The 20,903-nt window shown below is 61.7% G+C and carries 19 protein-coding genes, 1 tRNA gene and 2 pseudogenes; 8 read left to right on the plus strand and 14 right to left on the minus strand.

Annotation, left to right across the window (positions count from 1 at the left end; translation table 11 throughout):
* The 10 genes from H2052_RS16685 to H2052_RS16730 form a co-directional block, all read right to left on the minus strand.
* A partial coding sequence (locus H2052_RS16685; RefSeq protein WP_293784318.1) for an SDR family NAD(P)-dependent oxidoreductase occupies positions 1–356 on the minus strand: 356 nt, incomplete at its 3' end.
* Complete coding sequence (locus H2052_RS16690) at positions 343–3,828, minus strand: indolepyruvate ferredoxin oxidoreductase family protein (protein ID WP_293784321.1); 3,486 nt, start codon at positions 3,826–3,828, stop codon at positions 343–345. The genes H2052_RS16690 and H2052_RS16685, both read right to left, overlap by 14 nt.
* A 5-nt stretch (positions 3,829–3,833) precedes the next feature.
* On the minus strand, positions 3,834–4,802 hold the full coding sequence (locus H2052_RS16695) for a VOC family protein (RefSeq protein ID WP_293784324.1): 969 nt from the start codon (positions 4,800–4,802) through the stop codon (positions 3,834–3,836).
* Positions 4,799–5,266, minus strand: a complete 468-nt coding sequence (locus H2052_RS16700) for a Zn-ribbon domain-containing OB-fold protein (protein WP_293784327.1) — start codon at positions 5,264–5,266, stop codon at positions 4,799–4,801. Before H2052_RS16700 ends, H2052_RS16695 begins: the two co-directional genes overlap by 4 nt.
* A 14-nt stretch (positions 5,267–5,280) precedes the next feature.
* Positions 5,281–5,748: a MaoC family dehydratase gene (locus H2052_RS16705; protein ID WP_293784390.1), complete on the minus strand. Its 468-nt coding sequence runs from the start codon at positions 5,746–5,748 to the stop codon at positions 5,281–5,283.
* Positions 5,748–6,515 (minus strand): enoyl-CoA hydratase-related protein, encoded by a 768-nt coding sequence (locus H2052_RS16710; RefSeq protein WP_293784393.1) that lies wholly within the window; start codon positions 6,513–6,515, stop codon positions 5,748–5,750. Before H2052_RS16710 ends, H2052_RS16705 begins: the two co-directional genes overlap by 1 nt.
* Complete coding sequence (locus tag H2052_RS16715; RefSeq protein ID WP_293784330.1) at positions 6,508–7,302, minus strand: enoyl-CoA hydratase-related protein; 795 nt, start codon at positions 7,300–7,302, stop codon at positions 6,508–6,510. The genes H2052_RS16710 and H2052_RS16715 overlap by 8 nt, the downstream gene beginning before the upstream one ends.
* Entirely contained in the window at positions 7,295–8,428 is a 1,134-nt protein-coding gene (locus H2052_RS16720; RefSeq protein WP_293784333.1) for an acyl-CoA dehydrogenase family protein, read from the minus strand. The genes H2052_RS16715 and H2052_RS16720 overlap by 8 nt, the downstream gene beginning before the upstream one ends.
* A gap of 103 nt (positions 8,429–8,531) precedes the next feature.
* On the minus strand, positions 8,532–9,011 hold the full coding sequence (locus tag H2052_RS16725) for a MaoC/PaaZ C-terminal domain-containing protein (RefSeq protein ID WP_293784336.1): 480 nt from the start codon (positions 9,009–9,011) through the stop codon (positions 8,532–8,534).
* Positions 9,008–9,523: a MaoC family dehydratase N-terminal domain-containing protein gene (locus tag H2052_RS16730; protein WP_293784339.1), complete on the minus strand. Its 516-nt coding sequence runs from the start codon at positions 9,521–9,523 to the stop codon at positions 9,008–9,010. Before H2052_RS16730 ends, H2052_RS16725 begins: the two co-directional genes overlap by 4 nt.
* Before the next feature lie 195 nt (positions 9,524–9,718).
* On the opposite strand from H2052_RS16730, the gene H2052_RS16735 reads away from it, so the two are divergent.
* The 6 genes from H2052_RS16735 (at position 9,719) to H2052_RS16760 (ending at position 17,289) form a co-directional block, all read left to right on the plus strand.
* On the plus strand, positions 9,719–11,335 hold the full coding sequence (locus H2052_RS16735; RefSeq protein WP_293784342.1) for an AMP-binding protein: 1,617 nt from the start codon (positions 9,719–9,721) through the stop codon (positions 11,333–11,335).
* A 15-nt stretch (positions 11,336–11,350) separates the two neighbouring features.
* Positions 11,351–12,145, plus strand: coding sequence for an enoyl-CoA hydratase/isomerase family protein (locus H2052_RS16740; protein ID WP_293784345.1), 795 nt, complete (start codon positions 11,351–11,353; stop codon positions 12,143–12,145).
* Positions 12,142–12,930: an SDR family oxidoreductase gene (locus tag H2052_RS16745; protein WP_293784347.1), complete on the plus strand. Its 789-nt coding sequence runs from the start codon at positions 12,142–12,144 to the stop codon at positions 12,928–12,930. The genes H2052_RS16740 and H2052_RS16745 overlap by 4 nt, the downstream gene beginning before the upstream one ends.
* Before the next feature lie 189 nt (positions 12,931–13,119).
* Positions 13,120–15,462, plus strand: a complete 2,343-nt coding sequence (locus H2052_RS16750) for a TonB-dependent receptor (RefSeq protein WP_293784349.1) — start codon at positions 13,120–13,122, stop codon at positions 15,460–15,462.
* 911 nt (positions 15,463–16,373) lie between these two features.
* Complete coding sequence (locus tag H2052_RS16755; RefSeq protein WP_293784351.1) at positions 16,374–16,649, plus strand: HU family DNA-binding protein; 276 nt, start codon at positions 16,374–16,376, stop codon at positions 16,647–16,649.
* A gap of 43 nt (positions 16,650–16,692) precedes the next feature.
* Positions 16,693–17,289: a PaaI family thioesterase gene (locus H2052_RS16760; protein WP_293784354.1), complete on the plus strand. Its 597-nt coding sequence runs from the start codon at positions 16,693–16,695 to the stop codon at positions 17,287–17,289.
* 160 nt (positions 17,290–17,449) lie between these two features.
* On the opposite strand, the pseudogene H2052_RS16765 reads toward H2052_RS16760, so the two are convergent.
* The 4 genes and pseudogenes from H2052_RS16765 to H2052_RS16780 all read right to left on the minus strand — a co-directional run.
* Positions 17,450–17,800: pseudogene (locus H2052_RS16765) on the minus strand (nucleotidyltransferase); the annotation flags it as partial.
* A gap of 168 nt (positions 17,801–17,968) precedes the next feature.
* Positions 17,969–18,324 (minus strand): annotated as a pseudogene (locus H2052_RS16770) (integrase); the annotation flags it as partial.
* 22 nt (positions 18,325–18,346) lie between these two features.
* Positions 18,347–18,434 (minus strand) — tRNA-Leu (locus tag H2052_RS16775).
* A 30-nt stretch (positions 18,435–18,464) separates the two neighbouring features.
* Complete coding sequence (locus H2052_RS16780; RefSeq protein WP_293784396.1) at positions 18,465–19,217, minus strand: competence/damage-inducible protein A; 753 nt, start codon at positions 19,215–19,217, stop codon at positions 18,465–18,467.
* A 64-nt stretch (positions 19,218–19,281) separates the two neighbouring features.
* Between H2052_RS16780 and H2052_RS16785 the strand changes: the two genes are divergently transcribed.
* Positions 19,282–20,244 (plus strand): L,D-transpeptidase family protein, encoded by a 963-nt coding sequence (locus H2052_RS16785; protein ID WP_293784357.1) that lies wholly within the window; start codon positions 19,282–19,284, stop codon positions 20,242–20,244.
* The gene (locus tag H2052_RS16790; protein ID WP_293784360.1) at positions 20,241–20,894 is read left to right on the plus strand and encodes a murein L,D-transpeptidase catalytic domain family protein; all 654 of its coding nucleotides are present in this window, start codon (positions 20,241–20,243) and stop codon (positions 20,892–20,894) included. The genes H2052_RS16785 and H2052_RS16790 overlap by 4 nt, the downstream gene beginning before the upstream one ends.
* Positions 20,895–20,903 lie beyond the last annotated feature (9 nt).

Raw genomic sequence — 20,903 nt, forward strand, 5'->3', positions numbered from 1 at the left:
AAGGTGCCCTTGACATGAACCGTCCAGACCGCATCGAACTCTTCGTCCGTCATTCTGAGGAACGTTCGGTCGCGCAAGTTGCCGGCATTGTTGACGAGAATGTCGATATGGCCAAAGTGGTCGATGCATCGCGCGATCAGCGCTTCGGCGCCTGCCCGGCTATCGATACCGATCACGCCGCTTTCCGCGATCCCGCCCGCCCCGCGAATCTCCGTGACGACGGTTTCGGCAACCTCTTCGTCCATATCGTTGACGATTACCTTCGCGCCCGCGGCGGCGAGCTGCAGGCAGTGGCCGCGTCCGATTCCGCGTCCTCCGCCCGTGACAACGGCGGCCTTGCCCTCAAGCCTGTTCATGCTGTTTTCCATCGTTCTGCCGCGCGGCGGTGTTCACCGCACCCTCCAGTTCCTGTTCGAGCAAGCGCTTCTTCTGCCGCGCCTCAACCATTGACGCCTCCTTCACCGTATCGAAGCCGCGTATCCCTTCCGGCAGGGACGCGATTTCCACGGACAGCGCGAGGCGATCCGGCGTCAGTTCATCGGCCAACGTGATAATATCGCGTTCATATTCGACGATCAGTGCCCGCTCCGCACGGCGGTGGGCGGCATAGCCGAAGGGATCGAAAACCGTGCCGCGCAGCCCTTTGCCGCGGGCCAGAAGTTTCAGAACCGGCGTCATCCATGCGCCGAAACGGCGCTTGGGATAACGCCCTGTTCGCGGATCGCGCCGCTGCAGGAAAGGCGGAGCCATATTATATTCGATCTGGAATTCGCCATCGAATGTCTCGGAGAGCGTGGCCGCGAACGCGGTGCCGGTCAGCAGCCGGGCGACTTCGTATTCGTCCTTGTACGCGAGCAGCTTGAAATGGTTCTTGGCGACCGCTCGCGTGAATGCCGTGCTGTCCGCGCCCAGCCGCGTCTCTGCCGTGCGGGCGATGGTGACGAGATGGCGATGGCGTTCAGCATAACGGGCATTCTGGTAGGCGCACAACTCCGCGACATTTCGTTCGACGATCTGCTCGACATTTGTGCTTTCACGATTTTCGGGAGCCGGTGAGACGAGGCTCGAAAGCCGCTCGGGCTGCACCGCCGCGATTCGTCCCCACGCTAACGCCTGCCGGTTCATCTCCACGGATGCGTCGTTGAGTGCGATCGCGCGATCGATCGCTGCGATCGAAATCGGCAGCCAGCCGCGCTGCGCCGCATAGCCCACGAGCATGAGATTGGCCGCAACTTCATTGCCCATCAAAGTATAAGCGATCCTGTTCGCTTCAATGAATTCTACCTCGCCCGCGCGCGTCTGGATCATCTCCTCCATGGCCCCGGCGGAGAGATTGAGGTCGGGATTGGTAGCGAAATCGGATGTCGGCGAAACATGATTGTTGATGATGGCGCGCGTGTGCCCCGGCGAAAGGATGTTCAGCACGGCAGGGCTGGCGGTCACCACGATATCGCTCCCGATCACGAGATCGGCCTGGCCTATGCGGGTCGCGTGAAGGGCATCGGGGGAAGCCCCGATGCGTACGTGGCTGGTGACGGGGCCATTGCGCTGGGCAAGTCCCGTCACATCCAGAACCGAGCTTCCCTTGCCTTCGAGATGAGCGGCCATCCCCAGAATGGCGCCGAGCGTCACCACGCCTGATCCGCCGATGCCCGTAATCAACAGATTGAAAGGCGTTTCGACCGGCGCGCACGCCGGTATCGGCAGGGTCGCGGCGATATGCTCGCCATTGGACATAGAACCCGAGCCGGCCCGTTTCCGCAGGCGACCGCCCTTGACGGTCACAAAGCTTGGGCAGTAGCCGTCGAGGCAGGAAAGATCCTTGTTGCAGGCGGACTGGTTTATGCGCCGCTTGCGTCCGAAATCCGTCTCGACCGGTTCGATGGCGATGCAGTTGGACTGTACCGAGCAGTCACCGCAGCCTTCGCAGACCCGGCTGTTAATGAAAGGGCGGTGGTCCGGATCGACAGCCCGGCCGCGTTTGCGGCGGCGGCGCAGTTCGGTCGCGCAGTTCTGATCATAAATGATCGCGGTGACGCCCGAAACGCCGCGCAGCCGTCGCTGCACGTCGTCCAGTTCGCGTCGATGATGGATGGTGGTGCCCGGCGCGAAGATCGCATCCTTTGGGTAGGATTCTGGCTGATCGGATACCACCGCGATGGCCCGGACGCCCTCGGCTTCCAGTTGGCGCGTCAAAACGTCGACCCGCATCTTGCCCGCGATTTCCTGGCCACCGGTCATCGCGATCGCGTCGTTGACCAGGATCTTGTATGTGATGTTGACGTTCGCCGCGGCTGCGGCGCGGATCGCCAGCAAGCCCGAGTGATAGTAGGTTCCGTCACCGAGATTTTGGAAGATGTGCGGTCGCTCTGTGAAGGGAGCCATTCCGATCCAGGATGCCCCTTCGCCGCCCATCTGGAACAAAGTCGGGGTGCTGCGTTCGGGGAGAAATGTCGCCATGCCGTGACAGCCGATCCCACCGAATGCCATGCTGCCTTCCGGCACCTTGGTAGACCGATTGTGCGGACAGCCTGCGCAAAAGCTGGGCAGGCGGACAAGCGAAGCCCCGGAGGTCGCAGTGTCGGCATCTGCCCGCCGGATCCGATCCAGCGCGCGCGAAACGCGCTCGTCCCCTGTAAGCGCGGCGATCCTTTCACCGATGATCTTTGCGACGAGGCGCGGAGCGAGTTCGCCCTCGGCAGGCACCAGCGGCAACCCATTTTCGTCCTGCTTGCCGAAAAGGCGGGGCCGCTGTGTGAGGTTTACCAACAGCCGGGCGATCTGCTCCTCGATGACCGGGCGTTTCTCTTCGATGACGAGCAGTTCCTGCTGGTTCACGGCGAAGTCGATAAGTGAAGAGGATTCCAGCGGCCACGGCATTGCGATCTTGAAGACGGAAAGGCCGATGGTTTCGCAATCCATCAGGCTGAGCCCGAGGTCTTCAAGCGCCTGCATCACGTCGAGGAAAGCCTTCCCGGTGGTAACGATGCCCAGACGTGGGGCAGGGGACGCCACAACTGTGCGGTTGAGACCGTTCAACTTGACGTAGGCGAGCACGGCAGGAAGCCGTTCTTGATACTGTCGTTTCTCCGCAACGAGCGCGGGAACGCCCCAGCGCGTGTTGAGCCCCGTCCCGCCCGCATCAACCTGCGGCAAAACGATACGAATGCGATCGGGATCGACATCAACCGATGCGCTGCTTTCAATCGTGTCGGTGACGCACTTCATGCCCACCCAGCATCCCGAATGGCGGGAGAGGGCGAACCCGTGCAGACCGTAATCCAGATAATCCTGCACCGTTGCCGGATTGAAGTAGGGCATGGCAAAATGGATAAAGGCGTGGTCGCTCTGATGCGCGATCGTGGATGATTTCGCGCCGTGGTCATCGCCCGCGAGAACGAGCACCCCGCCTTTCGGAGCGGAACCGGAATAGCTGCCGTGCTTGAGCGCGTCTCCCGATCGGTCGACGCCCGGCCCCTTGCCATACCAGATTCCGAATACGCCGTCGTAGCGTGCCTGCCCGGCCAGATGGACTTGCTGCGAACCCCAGACGGCGGTCGCACCGAGATCTTCGTTGATCGCCGGCTGGAAATGAATGTGGTGCCGGGCCAACAGTTCTGGAATCTGAGCAAGCGCGATGTCGTAACCGCCGAGGGGGGAGCCCGTGTAGCCCGAGATGAAGCCTGCTGTGTTCAAGCCGGCAGCGAGATCCCGCTGCCGTTGCATCATAGGCAAACGTACAAGCGCTTGCGAGCCGGACAGAAAAACCCGGCCTCCAGTTCGTGTATAACGGTCGTCCAGTCGATAGTCGGTGTCGATCTTGCCCACGGCCTTCACTCCGAACCGGTCCCAGCGCGGCGGCGCGCATTCTCGCCGGACTCGATCACGGCTTCGACAAGACCGTCATGCCCCCAGACGTCGCCCTCGCAAAATTCGTTCGCTGCCCAGGTTTCGTCGAGAATCTTGCCCTCGCAACCGATCTCCACGTCGACCGTCCCCGGCGAGCGCATGTAGAACGAGAGCGTGCCGTCATTCCGGTGGCGCCCCAGCGCACTCACCACCAGAAAGCCTAGACGTTTTGCGCGATCGAGGGCCTTGCCGACATCGTCAATGGTTTCCATCTCGACCATCAGGTGTTGCAACACATTGCCCACGCCGAAATCCAGCATGGCAAGACTGTGATGACGTGGGTTGCAGCGCAGGAATTGCAGCGCGGCCTCGTCTCCGTATCGGATGTAGTCCGAGAGTTTGAAGCCCAGCAGGCGTGTGTAAAAATCGAAGCAGGCGGCCTGCCGATCGAGGAACAGGTTGACGTGGCCAAGGCCGAGATGGCCCGCGACGAAGCGTTGCCCGGGAACCGGAGACGCGAAATTATAGTCGGTCGTGGGCCCATAGAAGAACTCGAGCGCGTTGCCCGACGGATCTTCGCAGAAGAAAAGGCCGGTGACCGCTCTCGATCGCGCTTCCTCCGGCCGGGCGTGCCGGACGGCATAGCCTTCGTCCTGCAGCACCACGGCGCATCGTTCGAGGCTGATATGGTCATCCAGTTCCAGGCCGAGATACAGGAGCTCGCGGCTACCGTCGGTCGGATGAACGGCGATGCGCCATTGGCGGTCGTCCATCTTGAGAAAAACGGTGCCATCGCGTGCGACGCCGGGAACGCGCCCGTCAACCGCGGTGCCCCATCCCTCGCCGGGAATCGCTCGCGCCGGCATCATGCCGAGCATATCGACCCCGAAACGAAGCCAGGCGCCGGGATCTCTGCTCCCCAGGCCGATGTAACCGAGCGCTTTGACTGTCATGATATCCTGTCCTTCGGAAGAGCCGTGTTCGTGGGCGTCCAACAGGGTAAGGCCACGTCCTCCGCCATCGACACGAAGCCGACGCGCACAGGACCGCCGATGGAGAGCGTCGCGGGATCGACTCCACCCAGCGCGGATGCGCCATCCGGCATCATCGCACCGACCATTCTGATGCCCGGGAAATCATCGAGTTCAACCAGGGCGACGGCATAAGGCGCAATGGCTGCGAAGGCCGGTAGAAGCGGCGGATGCGCGACCGTGAACGACCAGATATGCCCGGTGCCGCAAGCCTCCCGCCAACCGAGATCGGTCGACCGGCAGACGGGACACATCGCGCGGGGTGGGTGCTGTGCGTGGCCGCAGTCGATGCAAGACTGGATCAGCAGCTTGCCGTCGCGACAACCGCGCCAGAAACCGGCGTCAACAGGATTGTCTGTGACAGGCAGGGGAATGGTCTCGATCATCGTCGTTCCTGTCTTCACCCCCGGTAAAGGAGGAGCCAGTCGAAACACAGCGCGGGTTTCGCGGAGCCGACGATGTGAATCGCGACCTGAACGGTCAGCATTGTCCCGCCCTTTTCCTCAGCGACACGGACCATGCGGGTCCGCCCGTGAATCCGTGATCCGGCCGGAACCGGGGCAATGAAGCGCACCCTCTCGAGCCCATAGTTGAGGGCGCTGCCATGACCCACGATTACATAGTCGGCGCTGTTCTTGATGACTGCGGAAAGCCCGAGCACCAGAAAGCCGTGTGCGATGGTGATGCCGAATGGGCTCTCTTTCGCGGCGCGCTCGACATCGACATGAATCCATTGCCGGTCGCCGGTCATTTCCGCGAAGGCAGAAATCATCGATTGCGGCACATCGAGCGCCTCGCTCCACGGGCCATATTCATTCGATATGCGCGTCTCGAGCGCGGGAATGTCGTCAAAGGGGATTTCGTGCATCACGAGCAGGGCCTCCCGTCGACGCGATCCGTGGTGCGGGGCCGGTTCTCTGCGAGACGCCGGGTTTCTTCCCGCTCCCGCTGAACAGCTTCGCGGAGCGCGGCCACGCTTTGGTGATTCAAGGCGCGCTTGCATCCGGCGAGCACAGACCTGTCGTGCTCGGCCAGTCGGACGCCAAGCGCGAGTGCGTGGTCGAACAGTGCGCTGTCGTCGACAACTTCATGGACAAGGCCGATATCGAGAGCATCCTGCGCGTTTATGGTCTTGCCGAGAAGCAGGATCTGTTTCGCCTGTGCCGGGCCGACGATCGCCGGCAAAAGATAGGTGGAGCCCATGCCCGGCATCAAACCCAGGCCGGCGAATGGGAAACCGAACCGGGCACGCATTCCCGCGATCCGAAAATCGAAGGGCAGCAGCATGGTCACGCCGATCCCCACGGCCGGGCCGTTGACGGCGGCAATGGTGGGCTTGTGCAAGGAGAAGAGCTCTTCGGCGAAGCCCGCGATAAAGTGTTCCTCGCCGATCTGTTTGCCCGTTCGGCTCGGCTGTCCGTTCAGAAAGTCCCGATCCGCGCCCGCGCAAAAGGCGCGGCCCGAGCCGGTAACGACGATCGCCCCGACCGCCGTATCGGCGGATAAGGTGCGGAAGGCATCCACCAGTTCGTCTCCCATATGGGGCGTATACGCATTGAGCCGACCGGGTCGGTTGAATGTGACAACGCCGACGCTTCCGATCCGTTCGACGGATATGGTGGGGGGATTATGCATCCGCGTCTTCGCCGGTCCATGGCTGCCAGATTGGGCTGCGCCGTTCCGCAAAGGCTGCGCAGCCTTCGGCAAAATCGGCTTCCCGATTGTGCCGGGCAATATCCTCCCACGCGCGTTCCAGAGCATCATGAAGGGGAAGTTCGAGCGAACGCCAGATCGCGCGCTTTGTTCGTGCCATGGCGCTCGGGGAGTTCTTCGTGATGCTGCGCGCGATTGCGAAGGCGCGGGGCATGAGTGCGTCGGCCTCCACCACCTCACCGATCATGCCGAGGCGGAGCGCTTGTTCGGCGGTCATGCGTTCGTCGCGGCCTACCAGTGCGAGCCGCAGCACTGCCTCCATCGGCATACGCCGCGCCAGAGTGATCGGTTCCAAGCCTGAGACGAGCCCGACGCTGACATGGCTGTCGCAGAATTCGGCGGAACGACTCGCAAGTACGATATCGGAATCGGCGACAAAGTGCAGGCCGCCTCCCACGGTGAGGCCGTTCACGGCGCAGATGACCGGCTTCCAGACGCGGTTTTGAAGACTCGTCCAGCGAATAGCGTCCGCTGCCGTCGCTTGATCGTCGAGCGCGGGCAGGTCGTGCAGGTCCGCGCCCGTGCAAAACGCCTTGTCGCCGCTGCCGGTCACGATGGCGACGATGGCCGATGGATCCGTGCGGAAGCGCTCCCACGCCTGTGGCAGCTCCATGTTCATGCGCTGGTCGATGGCGTTCGAACGGTCCGGCCGGTTCAGGCGGAATAGTGCAATGCCGTTTTCGACACGATAGTCGATTGTCTCAAACATCAGCGAATGCCGTATCGATGGTCAGCCTGGCGATCTCATCTTCAAGAAAGGAATCGTCCCCATTCAGCAGCTGCCACTGCTTGGCGCGGCGGAAGAAAAGCTGGGGATCCGCTTCCGTCGTGTAGCCGAGTCCTCCGTGGATCTGGATGGTCATGGCGGAGATGCGGCGGAACATGGCCCCGGCCTGCAATTTCGCCATTGCTGCCGCCGCTTCAAAGCTTAATCCCTGGTCATGCAGCCACGCGGCCTGGTGAAAGAGGGTCTGACACCCCTCGATCTCCACGATCCCATCGGCCAGATAGTGGGCGATCGCTTGGAAGCCACCGATCGGCTGACCGAACGCTTCCCGTTCCTTTGAATAGCGGAGGCTGATTTCATGCGCATGTCGCGCCGCTCCCACGGCTTGTGCCGCCATGGCGATGTAAGCGCGTGCGCTTGTTTTCCGCCAGTGTTCCTGAAAATCATGCATCACGAGAACGTCGTCTGTCGGTCGTTCGACATCGGCGAGTTCGATCCGGAAATACGGTTCGGTCGCGAGATTTTCTTGCCGTCGGATCGTAATGCCGGATGTATCGCGGGGAATCATCACCAACGCGGGCTTGCCGCTCGTCGCATCGAGCGCAAGGACGAGAAAGCCCTCCGCGATTGAGGCAAACGGGACGAAGTGCTTTACGCCCGAAAGACGAATGCGATCCGAAGTTCTCTCAAACGACGTGCGGGTTTCGGCAATATGCAAAGATCCGTCTGGTTCATCGGCCGCAACCGATACAATCCCGCCCTGACCGATAAGGCCGAGCCAATGGTCCCGGCTCTTCGTTTGCTCCGATGAAGCCAGCAAAGACGCGGCGGTAAGCGAACTCGTCAACAGAGGCGTGGTAGCCAGCTGACGCCCCAGTTGCTCGAACACGAGCGCTGTATCGAGCATTCCCATACCGAGGCCGCCATGTTCGGCCGCGATGGGCATGGAAGGCACGCCGATTTCGCACAGTTGCGTCCAGAATGTTCGGTCAAGACCGTCGGGATCGGTCTCGATTCTGCGCAGCGCGGTCAGCGGAAAGCAATTCTCGCAGAGCTGGCGCACCGTATCTTGGAGCAGGAGCTGTTCTGCTGAGAGGTCTAATTCCATACGCTTCTAAGGGCTCCGCGGGCTTACTGCGATGCAGACTGTGCGGGTTGCCTCAGAGCGCCTCAACTCGGTTGCCGCTCGCATTTCCTATTCGATCATGGCCTCAGGGACGCCACTCCGCCGGATGGCAATGCCAGGGCGATTTCGCGCTGATGTACGCAGGCAAAGCGAACCTGACGGATGCCGCCGTCAGAAGCGTATCACCGTCGTTCAAAGTGATATCCACCTTGACCCAGGAAATCTGGCCGTCGTCGCCGTCGACAGCAACGACGCTGCCGCCGAAACGCACATCACGATCGGGATAGATCGGACGTCGCATCGTGAATTTCAGTCGTCCGATGCGACCGATAGGCCCGCTCCAATCGGTTACATAGCGGCTGATAAGGCCGGCCTGCGTGTAATTGTTCATGATGATGTCGGAGAGGCCCGCGGTTTGCGCCGCGTCCTTGTCATGGTGCTGGGGCTGCCAGTCCCGGCTGGCTGTGGCGCCAGCGATAATCAATTTTCGCGTTATGCGGATCACGAGTTCGGGCAACCTGTCGCCCACCTGTGGAGCGATCGTTCCTCTCATCGTCTCGTTCATGAATCGAGCTTCCCGTAAGCGAGGAAATGAAGGTGCTGGATACCGGCAAGGCTCCCATCCGGCTTGCGGTAGACGACGTCGATTTCCCAGTTGCGGCCGATGCCGAGCCGCGTTTCCCTTTCCTCGCTGACCGAGCGAAGAATCTGTTCGGCGCGCACGGATTCTCCCGCGCGCAGGGGCGCGTGAAATTCAAGTTCGACTTCCGTCACGATTCCGTTGCGCAGCCCAAGCGCGTCCTTGACCATGAAATGCAGTTCCAGCGTGCGCATTGTCGGTCGGTCGCGTCCAGGCGTCCACGCATGTTCGATGGCCCAGCTCGGTAGCATGGCGGGCGGCGCGATAACGGTTTCGGTATGGTCGCGCGATGCAGGATAATCCCAGTAAAGGAGGTTGCCGTCTTCTATGGCGACACAGAAATTGGTCCAGAGACCCTGCTCCACCGTAACAACGTGGTCCACAACAACCGTCACGCGGCCGATCCAGTCCTTTATGGCGTCGGGTAGATCATCCATTCGATTTTCTCAGGTCTGCGGGAGGGGGCGAGGCCGTGACAGCTTATAAATGCGCGGTGCGCATCGCCGCAATCGCATGAACCTGAATATGAATGAGGGTGAGCCGTATGCGAGCACGTGAAGCCGTCTGCCCGCGTTATTTCGGAGACCTTGAAGTTCCCAGCGGGACCTTGTCCGGAAGCGAGGAGGCGAAACGTGCCGCTCAGCCAATCCTTTTGGCCCGCCGATGCGGCGGTGGCGGAAGTCTGTGAGCATCTCCCGCTCGGGCGTGCGCTTGCCAGATCCGCTGCATGGTGGCCTGATGCGGAGGCCGTCGTCTTCGCATGTCAATCGAGCGTTGCCGAGGTCCGCTGGTCGTTTTCCGAGCTGCATGAACGCTCGACGAAACTTGCCCAGGCGCTGATCGGCGCGGGTTATCGCACGGGCGAACGCATAGCCATATGGGCACCCAATCACCCGAACTGGATTCTGCTGCAATTCGCTATTGCCAAGGCGGGCATGGTCCTCGTTGCACTGAATCCGCTTTACCGTGCAGCGGAGCTCGAATACGCGCTGGCGGCTTCTGATGCCGTCGCAGTTTTCCACGACGGGACCGCCGGCGGCGAAGCCATGCGCCCCATCATAGAACAGGTAAGGGGCAGCTTGCCCCGGCTTCGTGGGCTGTATCATATCGGTGATGATGTCGACCGGATGGAGGCGTTCGTTTCCTTGAGCGGTCCGTTGCCGGAGGTGCAGGCAGACGATCTTCTAATGATTCAGTATACGTCGGGGACGACCGGGTTGCCCAAGCCGACGCTGTTACCCCATGGTCCGATCGTAACGATCGGTACTTTATCCTACGCGGCGTGGGGATTTGGTGCGGGAGATAGGGTCTGCCACGGGTTTCCAATGTTTCATGTCGGCGGATCCGGGAATTCCACACCGGGCGCGCTGATGAACGGCACCACGACCCTCCCCATCTATATTTTCAAGGCCGACGAGGCGCTTGATATTCTGGAACGTGAGCGTTGCACCGGCTTTATCGGCGTGCCCTCTATGCTTACCGCCATGATGGAGGCTGATCCGCATCGGCGACGGAATCTCTCTGCCCTTCGCAGGATTGTCGTCGGCGGTGCCGCGGTTCCGGCGCCTTTTCTCAGCCGCTGCGAAGATTTCTTCAACGTGGAGATGCTCAACGGCTATGGTCAGACCGAAAGCTGCGGTGTTTGTGCGACGGTAAGGCCCGGCGATCCATCGGAACGAAAAATTCACAGTTCCGGTCTCGCCCTTCCCGGCGTCAGCCTGAAGGTTGTCGACGCGTGCGGGCAGATACAGCCCTGCGGAGAGCCCGGCGAGCTTTGCGTGGACGGTCCCGGCAAGATGATCGGCTACGGCGATCCGAATGAAAGCGCCAAGGCGTTCGATGGGGAGGGCTGGCTGCGTACCGGCGATATCGCGACCATGGACACAGATGGCTACGTGGCCATCGTCGGGCGTCTGAAGGATATGGTTATTCGCGGCGGGGAGAATCTGTACCCGGCGGAAATCGAATCCTTCCTGTTGCAACATCCCGACATCAACGAGGTCGCGGTCATCGGCCTTCCCGACGAGAAGTATGGCGAGGAACTCTGCGCCGTGATCCGGCCCGCATCGGGGTCGGCGCCCGATACGGAGGCAATTCGATCGTGGATGCGGGAGCGTGTCTCACGTTGGAAGGTGCCACGTTATTTCGCGTTTGTTGATGCCTTGCCCGTCACCGGTTCGGGCAAGGTCAAGAAGCACGAACTACGGCCCGAAATGATACGAAGATTTCTTGAAGAAACACCTGCCTGATCCGAAAGGAAGATCATGGACTATTCAAGTTACAAAGGGCTCAATATCGAAAAAGAAGGACGGGTACTGACCGTCACAATCGACCGTCCGGAGGTGAGGAACGCTGTCAACCCACTGCTCCACGATGAGTTCTCCCGCATCTTCGCGGACATTGCGCGCGATCCGGACGTCGGCGTGGTCGTCCTTACCGGCGCGGGGCAGGCTTTCAGCGCGGGGGGTGACATAGGCTGGCTCGCCGCCTTGCAGGCGGATCCTGCCGCTACGGCTGCGGCAATAGAAAACGATCGGCGTATCCAGAACAATTTGCTCGATCTGGAGGTGCCGGTCATCGCGCGCGTCGTTGGCCCGGCAGTCGGGCTTGGCTGCTCGCTGGCGCTGTTCTGCGACTTCATTTACGCGACACCTGATGCACGCTTTGCCGATCCCCACGTGGCTGTCGGCCTGGTGGCCGGCGACGGTGGAGCCGTCATATGGCCGCAGCTGATCGGCTATGCCCGCGCGAAACGCTATCTGCTGACCGGCGATCCTATCTCCGGCGCGGAAGCCGCGGCGATCGGCCTGATAACCGAGGCCGTGTCAATCGAGGAGATGGATGCCAAGGTCCGCGCCATGGCTGATCGATTGGCTGCAGGCGCCACCCACGCAATCAAATGGACCAAGGCGTCGATAAACGCTGGCTTGAAGGTCACGGCAAATGCAATCATTGATCGCGCGGCGGCCTACGAGAATCTGACGATGTTGATGGAAGATCATCGGATCGCCGTGGAGGCTTTTCAGAATCGCAGTACGCCGCAGTTCACGGGCCGATGAAAGGCGTCGCTGGGCTGAACGGTCGTGTCGGTGTCGTGACGGGCGGTGCGAGCGGCCTCGGTAAGGCCCTTACCGAAGGCCTCGTTTCGGCGGGCGCAAAGGTGCTCGTCGCGGATCTGGATTACGAGAGCGCCGTTCGGGTCTGTGCTGCAATCACAGAGCAAGGCGGGGACGCCACCCCGGCGGCGGTGGACGTTGCCGATTGTGGATCGGTCGAACGGCTTGCCGACATTTGCTTCGAGACATTCGGGCGTTGCGATGTTCTGATCAACAACGCCGGTATCGCCGACTTCGGACCTGCACTTTCGATGCCCGTGGACCGGTGGCGCCGGATCATCGATGTCAACCTGATGGGAATCGTCCACGGCGTCGGGGCCTTCGCGCCGCGCATGGCTGCCGCGAAGGAGAACTCTCATATCGTCAACATTGCGTCCGTTGCCGGATTGGTGCCGTTGCCCGGCTTCGCCGCCTATGTCGCAAGCAAGTCTGCGGTGGTCGGACTTTCAGAAGTACTGCGGGAGGAACTCGCGCCTTTGGGTGTCGTCGTTTCGGTTGCATGTCCGGGCTGGATAGCCACAGCAATCCAGCCTGCAAGCGGATCGGGAGAAGGGCCGCGCTTCCGCCCTGAACTCAGCCGGGTCCTGCAGGCGGAGGCCGCCGCTGCCATTATTCTCGATCAGGCACTTGCAGGCGATCTCTACATACTGACGCACCCAGAATGGCAAGAAGAAGTGCGTACGCGATTTGCGGCGCTCGTCGCACCCATGATCGCCGAAAAGTCATGACGGTCAGAGCTGACGCCCGTTCGAGCCGAACCGATACTCCAGATGAGTATAATGTGAGTTGGAGCGTGCGTAGGGTTTTGTCATGCCGTTGAAAGCGCGTGCAGGCTTCCTTGTTCGCGTGCGGTAATGAAAGCGTGTTGGTAATCGACATGCAAAAAAAGAACATAGATAGCCATTGGGGGAGGAAACATGTCCGTGAAGGTCTCGAAGTTCTGCGCCGGGGTTTCCGCGCTTGCTGTCTTGCCGACCGCCGCTGCATTGGCGCAATCCGTTCCCGGCGAAGGTTTCGAGGATATTGGGGAAATTGTCGTCACTGCGCAGAAGCGTTCTGAGCGCCTTGCGGACGTGCCCATGTCGATTTCGGTTGTAACTGGCGACGCGCTCAGCCGCGCGGGCATCGTCGATACCGCGCAGCTGGTGCAGGCGGTGCCGGGCTTCAACTATCAACAGGGCGCCTTCGGAACACCGGTCTTTTCAATTCGCGGTATCGGTTACAACGACAATTCGACATCGGCCGGCCCGGCTGTCACGGTCTATATCGATCAGGTCGCGCTGCCCTATTCCGTGATGTCGCGCGGCGCCATGCTCGATCTTGAGCGGGTCGAAGTCCTTAAGGGGCCGCAGGGCACGCTTTTCGGTATGAACTCAACGGGTGGCGCCATAAACTTCATTGCGGCCAAGCCGACAGACGTTTTCGATGTGGGCGCCAGTGTAGGCTTTGCGCGCTTCAACGAGATCAGCTTCAACGGTTTTGTGAGCGGGCCCATCGCGGATACGCTCTCTGCGCGTATCGCTGTGCAGGGAGAGTTTTCCGACGGTTGGCAATATAGTCGCACGCGGCCATCCGACCGACTGGGAAAGAAGGACTTTCTCAACGGCAGAGCGATCTTTGACTGGAAACCAAGCGAGAGCCTGAGCTTCGAGCTGGCGCTGTCGGCATGGCGCGACAAGGGCGAAACGCAGGCGGCGCAGTTTGTGGATTTCGCACCGGCCGTAGCCGTGACCCCGCTCACGCAATATATCGCCGATGCGATGGAGGCGTCGCCCCTCGCGCGGAACAACGCCCGCGAGGCGGATTGGGACGTGGGTCGGGACTATGCCCGCAATGATCGCTTTCATCAGGCGTCGCTGCATGTCGACTGGTCGCTTTCCGATGATGTCAGCTTGACGTCCATTTCCGCCTATAACCGGTTCAAGGGCAGTTCACCCATGGACATCGACGGAACGGCGTTCAGCGCCTTCGGTATCGACGCGCATGATTCCGATCTCGAAACGTTCGCCCAGGAGCTGCGCCTCGCGGGCAGTTCGGGTATGATCGACTGGATGATCGGCGGCAATTACCAATACGAAAACGCCGCCGAATCGACCATCACTACCAATCAGGGCACCAACAACCAGATCGGCCCGTTCCTGTTCACACGGCTCGGCCAGATTGCCGATCAGAAGGTGGATACGCTTTCGGCATTTGGCAGTCTGGACGTGCATGTCACTGATCAGCTGACCTTGCAGGGAGCGGTACGCTACACGTCTCAGAAGCGAGATTTTTCCGGCTGCATAAAGGACGAGGGGCTTGGCCCGGTTGGCGTTACCGCGGCCACGGCGTTCGAATTTCTCGGCGGCCTGTTTACCGGAACGCCGGTCAGCATTCCGGCCTTCGGCTGCGTCACGCTGGATGCCGCGACCTTCGCGCCCGGCCTTGCGAAATCGGAGCTGGATGAAGACAATTTGTCATGGCGCGCCGGTATCGATTACAAATTCGATACCAATGTAATGGCCTATGCAAATGTGACCAAAGGCTACAAGTCCGGCAGCTACGCCCTTGTGCCTGCGATCCTCTCCAGCCAGTTCACGCCGGTAACGCAGGAAGCGGTTCTGGCTTATGAGGCCGGCACCCGTTTCACGACATTCGGGGGTGTGCTGAGCGCCGACTTCGCCGCCTTCTATAATGATTACGATGAAAAACAGCTCAAGGGAATCGTTCTAACCCCAGTGTTCGGCCCTCTACCGCAGCTGGTCAATATTCCGAAATCCAAAGTCTATGGCTTTGAAGCGAACGTCACACTGCAGCCAACGAAGGGTCTGCGCCTCAAGTCCGGCCTGACCTATATTCGATCAAAGGTGCTGCGCGATCCTGTTGCGCCGGCTGTTCCGCGTGATCCCTATGGCGTCCCCACGAGTTACCTTGGCGAGACCTTCCCCAATACGCCGAAATGGCAGTTTGTGGGTGACGCCGAGTATCGCTTCCCGATCGGCAGCGGCGGAATGCAGGTCATGGTCGGTAGTGCCGTAACATATCATAGCAGCAGTCCCGGCACGTTCGGGAACACCCCGGCGTTTACATTGCCGGCCTACACGCTGCTCGATGCCCGGTTGGGACTCGAGTCCGCCGACGGCCGCTGGAGCGGACAGATCTGGGGACGCAATATCACGAACGAATACTACTATAACAATGTCACGCACCTGACGGACTATGTCGCCAAGATCGCAGGTATGCCTGCTACCTATGGCGTGACTTTCCAATTCAGATATTGAAATCCAATACATATATTTTTTAGCGTGAACATTGCGTATAATAAGACCGGGCGTGAGCGTGGGCGTCGTTCCGTCGAAAGTACCGTCAAATTCGGGCCGTTCAGTTCACTTCCCAAACCATGTACCTTTTTCTTAGCCTCACACGCTCTGCGTAGGTGGCGTCAGGCAGGTCTTTACGATGGTCCCCGCCGACATAGCGGTCGTTCAAAGGCTAACGCTGCCGTCTGATAGCCGCCATCGGTTCATCTATTTCAGGCTAATCGCTCATCTGCCGATAAAAGCGGCGCGTGCCGTCCAACATGATGTACGTCGCATTGGAGGCGGCAGTAATCGAATCCGGTATCAGTATCTGTATGTCGTTATTTTAACCACTGAGAAAGGCTGCGCGGGCATAGTCTTGGTCACCCGAGCCCGGATGCCCGCTGGGGTCTTTGCAAGCAGATCGAACTGCGCGCCGAACGGTGCTTGACTTGCAGGAAGGGCGGCTTTGGGTACTATAAAGCGGTCGGTTAGCGATCCCACGGAGGTATCGTTGCCGTGGTTGATCTGGAATACATGGTACCCGCCGGGTTCGCATTCCCCCAACCCGCTTCATACCCGCCCGCGGCCTTCCAGCCCTAGGACAGACCGATCCTGTCCCGGACGCGCATGGACGTGTACGGCAACCCTCTGATTAGGGGGTGGCGCTTTTCGCTTTGCTGGACGGCGGTGGACGACATTTCGAATGGAATGGACGCGAAGACGGATCGGAAACAGGTCATGCTGCGCAGCATTTTTGCAGCATGACGACGATCGAAGGTGATGCTTTCGGCATACTTTCCGGGCATTTTCCCGCGTTAACGACGTGTTCGTTTGACAGCGATTCCGCAGATCGTCAGACGGGCTTTCCCACAACAAAAGGATGCTCAGACATGAACAATGCCGACCTCGCCGAAGCGCTTTCCGAGACGCTCGGAACCACCAAGGCCGATGCGCGCAAGGTCGTCGATGCGGTGTTCGCCGCGATCACCGATGCCGCTGCCAAGGGAGAGGAAGTGTCGCTGAACGGCTTCGGCAAGTTCAAGGTGAAGGCCTCTCCGGCGCGCGAAGGCCGCAACCCGGCAACCGGCGCTGCGATGCAGATTGCGGCCTCCAATAAGCTCACGTTCAGCCCCGCCAAGGCGGTCAAGGACCGGCTCAACGGCTGATTTACGCATCAGGAATTGGGAAAGGACGCCGACCCACGGGGGCGTGGGGCCGGCGTCCAGTACCCATAAGGCGAGCGACAAGCGCGCAGACGCACGTCTTGTTCCGTGCGAGATCGTCTGGTTCGCTCCGCAACATCATGGCGACGAGCGGCCAGTTGCGCGCGTCGCGGCATCCCGCCAATGTGCCGAAATGGAAGAGACTGACGACCCCGCAAACCTGGCGCGCATCCGATCAAGCTTTGCCAAACAGGGGCTAATGAGCACCCTTGGCGCAAGACTTGGGGACATCTCTCGTGGGTCCGTGGAAATCTCCCTGCCTCCAAGCCCCGCGATTTCGCAGCAGCATGGCTTTGTCCATGCCGGTGCGATCAGCGCCGTTGCCGATACGGCCGCCGGCTATGCCGCGCTCAGCACGATGGCGCCCGGCAGGGGCGTTCTGACGACAGAATTTAAGATCAATCTCCTTGCTCCGGCGGTGGGAGACCGCTTCATTGCCCGCGGCAAGGTTCTCAAAGCGGGCAAGACGCTCACGCTCGCACAGGCCGAAGTGTTTGCGGAAAAGGACGGCGCGCTCAGGCTGATCGCGTTCTTGACTGCGACTTTGATGGCAATCGAAGGCCGGGATGGCATCACCGACTGACGCATAATTTCGGCGTGGCGGCAGGCATTCAGCAGATTGGGTAGGCAAGCGAAGGCTATTTCGCGGCAGCTTCGAGCTCGGCGATGCGCTCGTTGCACACGGCGTGGACGACGCGCCCCTGCTGCTGACTGAAGCGCGCTGTTTCCAACATTCCCGCGCCGCTGGGTAACCACTCATCGAAGTATTCCCGCGTCAACTTGAGCGCGTCCTTCGGCGTCTCGGGCTTCGGCGTATACAGCACGCTGTCGTCGCTCTGGTAGAGCGCGATGCCGTCCTTCGCGACGTCCATGACGAAGTAGCGGCCGTGCGCGATGCCATCGTTCACCTCCTGCCGCGTGTGAACGATGAAGTTGGCCGGGGTCGTGATGCACTTGGTGATGCCGTACTCGCGGTGGAAGTGCTCCTCGGCCTTCGCCCAGTATTTCACATAATCGGTCAGTCACTTGTCGTTGACGATGACGAGCAGATCGAAGTCAGACTTGTAGCCCTTGGCGGTGTGCGGCTCATCGACCCGGCGGAAGAGCGGGGTGGGCGGCGGAGCGCCGAGAGGTCCGGCATCAAGGGCCGGGCCTGCACCCGAAGGGCTGCAACGAAGAGGAAGACCCGCGTCAGCGGGTTGCAGGACCTGCACGGCCGGACCAAAGGCATAGCGACCCGCACACACCGCGCGGGAGCCGGATCAAACAGACTTCATCCGGCCAGAGGACGGATGCCGCTTGTCCTTTGCGAACTTGCCTCGAATGACGTTCGCAGCACGCAGCTTGTCGAGGTGATCCGACCAAAACTGCATCATGCGGACACGCTCTGCCCAATGCTCGCCGCGAAGATAGGCGCGGCGGACGTTGTTGCTTTCCATGTGCGCCAGCTGCCGTTCGATCGCGTCCGGGTGCCACTTGCGGCTCTCATTCAGGAGGGTGCTGGCAATGGCCCTGAAGCCGTGCGCCGTCATTTCGTTCTGGCGTAACCCAGACGCCGGAGCGTAGCGTTGTCCGAGATCGGCCTGTCTGCTGACCGTATCGAGGGAAACAGGTAGCGGCGGACGCCTGCGGAAAGCCGCTGGTGCCCACGGCCGGGATCGAACCGGCACGCCTGAAACAGGCGAGGGATTTTAAGTCCCTTGCGTCTACCAATTCCGCCACGTGGGCCGCTGCGGTTCTCGGCCGTGCGTAGCGCCTCTAGATGGCGCCGTCGAGGGGCTGGTGTCCGGCGGCGGAAAGTGCGTCCATCAGGCGCGCGGCGGCGTCGTCGAGCGCGGCCTGCTCGCGGCTGCGGATCACGAAGTTCGCGCCGATGCGGCCCTCGCGCCAGAAGGGGTAGCTGCCGATCTGGATGCCCGGCTTCTCGCGCTCCACCGCGATGAGGATCTCGGAGACGCTGCTTTCCGGCACCCAGGCGCCCACGGTGCGGTCGAGCACGGGAAGCCCGCCTTCGAGCTTGCCGTCGAGGCCGGCGAGCATCCCCTGCGTGATCTTGGGCACGCCCGCGAGCATGAACACGCGTCCGATGCGGATGCCCGGCGCGCCCGAGACCGGGTTCTCGATGAGGTCGGCGCCTTCGGGCACGCGCGCCATGCGCAGCCGCGCCTCGGTGATGCGCTCGCCGTAGTATTGCCGCAGCATCGCCTCGGCCTCCGGATGCAGCACGACCGGCACGCCAAGCGCCTCTGCGACGGCATCGACGCTGATGTCGTCGTGTGTCGGCCCGATGCCGCCGGTGGTGAACACATAGTCGCATTGGGCGCGGCAGGCATTGACGGCGGCGACGATGGCACCCATCTGGTCGGGAACGACACGCGCCTCGACGAGCTGGATACCCTGAATGTTAAGCCATTTCGCGAGATAAGCGAGGTTGGCGTCCTGGGTCCGGCCGGAGAGAATCTCGTCACCGATGACGATGAGTGCGGCGGTCCAGATGCGGGCGTTGACCATGACTGCATCCGTAGCGGCAGCGGCGTAGAGGGTAAAGCGTGATGGCAGGTTGGAAACGCGGAGCATGAAGCAGTTGCTGGCGTTCGTGCTGATGCTCCTGGCGGTGCCCGCGCTGGCGCAGGGCGATGCGAAGTCCTGCCCGGCCGGTACGGACCCGATGGCGCTGAACCCCGGCCAGTTCGTTTGGATGCCCGCGGCGGCGCCCGATGGACCCGTCCTTGTCGTCATCAGCCTGCCGCAGCAACGTGCTTACGTGTTCCGCAACGGTGTGCAGATCGGTGCCGCGCGCGTCTCCACTGGGCGGCCGGGCTATGAAACGCCCGCGGGCGTGTTCCGCGTGCTCGAAAAGGACATCGATCACAGATCCAATCTCTACGACGACGCGCCTATGCCGTTCATGTTGCGGCTGACATGGGGCGGTGTCGCGCTGCATGCGGGATACGATCCCGGCCGTCCGCAGTCGCACGGCTGCATCCGCATGCCGCTCGCATTCGCGCGCGACCTGTTCAGTGCGGTGCCGCTCGGCGCGATCGTGGTGGTCACCGACCGCGCGCTTGAAACCGGCCTGCGCGTGTCCCCGGCGCTGCTCACCACCGATACCGCCGTGGTCGAGGGCGGGAAGGGCGATCACTGGTCGCCGGAGCGCGCGCCGTCGGGACCGGTCACGCTCGTCGTCAGCGGCCGCGATCGGCAACTCAGCGTCATGCGCGGCGGAGTCGAGATCGGGCGCACGCGCATCACGATCGCCGGCGATTCGCCGCTTCACACCCATGCGCTGATGCTGATGGCCGGTGCCCCGGAGGGTGCGCCGGCCTCCGGGTCCTGGATGCTGGTCGATCTGCCCGGCGACGCCCTGTTGCCGCCGGAAGCGAAAGACAGCCACGACGTCGACCGCATCCGAATGCCGCCGGAATTTGCGCGTGCGCTCGGCGGAATCCTGACCCCTGGGGCCACCATGCTCATCAGCGATTTGCCGCTCGATGTTGCCGGAGGGTCCGAACTTCAGTTATTTGGAGCCGAGAAATGATTCATCTGATGGCCTTTGCCCTGCTCGCCGCACCCGCGCCGAAGGCAGTCACGCTCGATGCGAACGTGCGGCGTGCGGCGCTTGACGTGGTTTCCTGCGCGCAGGCTTCGGGCGTCGGCAAGACCGCGCGCACCGTCACGATCATCGATTACGGCCGCACCTCGCTGGAGCCGCGCCTGTGGGTGGTCGACCTCAAGACCGGGGCCGCGCTCGTTCAGGACTATGTCGCGCATGGCCGCAATTCGGGCGACAACCGCACGACCAGCTTCTCGAACGCGATGAACTCGCGCCAGTCGAGCCTCGGCCTCTTCGTCACCGCCGAGACCTACATCGGCTCGAACGGCTATTCGCTGCGCATGGACGGGTTGGTGCCGGGCGTCAACGATGCGGCACGCGACCGCGCCATCGTCATGCACGGCGCCGCCTATGTGGACCCGAACGCAGGCGCGAAGCAGGGCCGGCTCGGGCGCAGCTGGGGTTGCCCGGCGCTGCGCAGCGCGGTTGCCGATGGTGTCATCGATCTCATCAAGGGCGGCAATTTCGTGTTCGCCTGGCACCCGGACAAGGATTGGGTCGGCGCGTCGCCCTACGGCAAGTGCGTCGTCGCCATGAAGGATCGTCCGGCTGGCGTCAGCCGCACCGCGCGTTAGGATAGGGTC

It is taken from the genome of Sphingosinicella sp. (genome assembly GCF_013911755.1).
Lineage (GTDB): Bacteria > Pseudomonadota > Alphaproteobacteria > Sphingomonadales > Sphingomonadaceae > Sphingosinicella.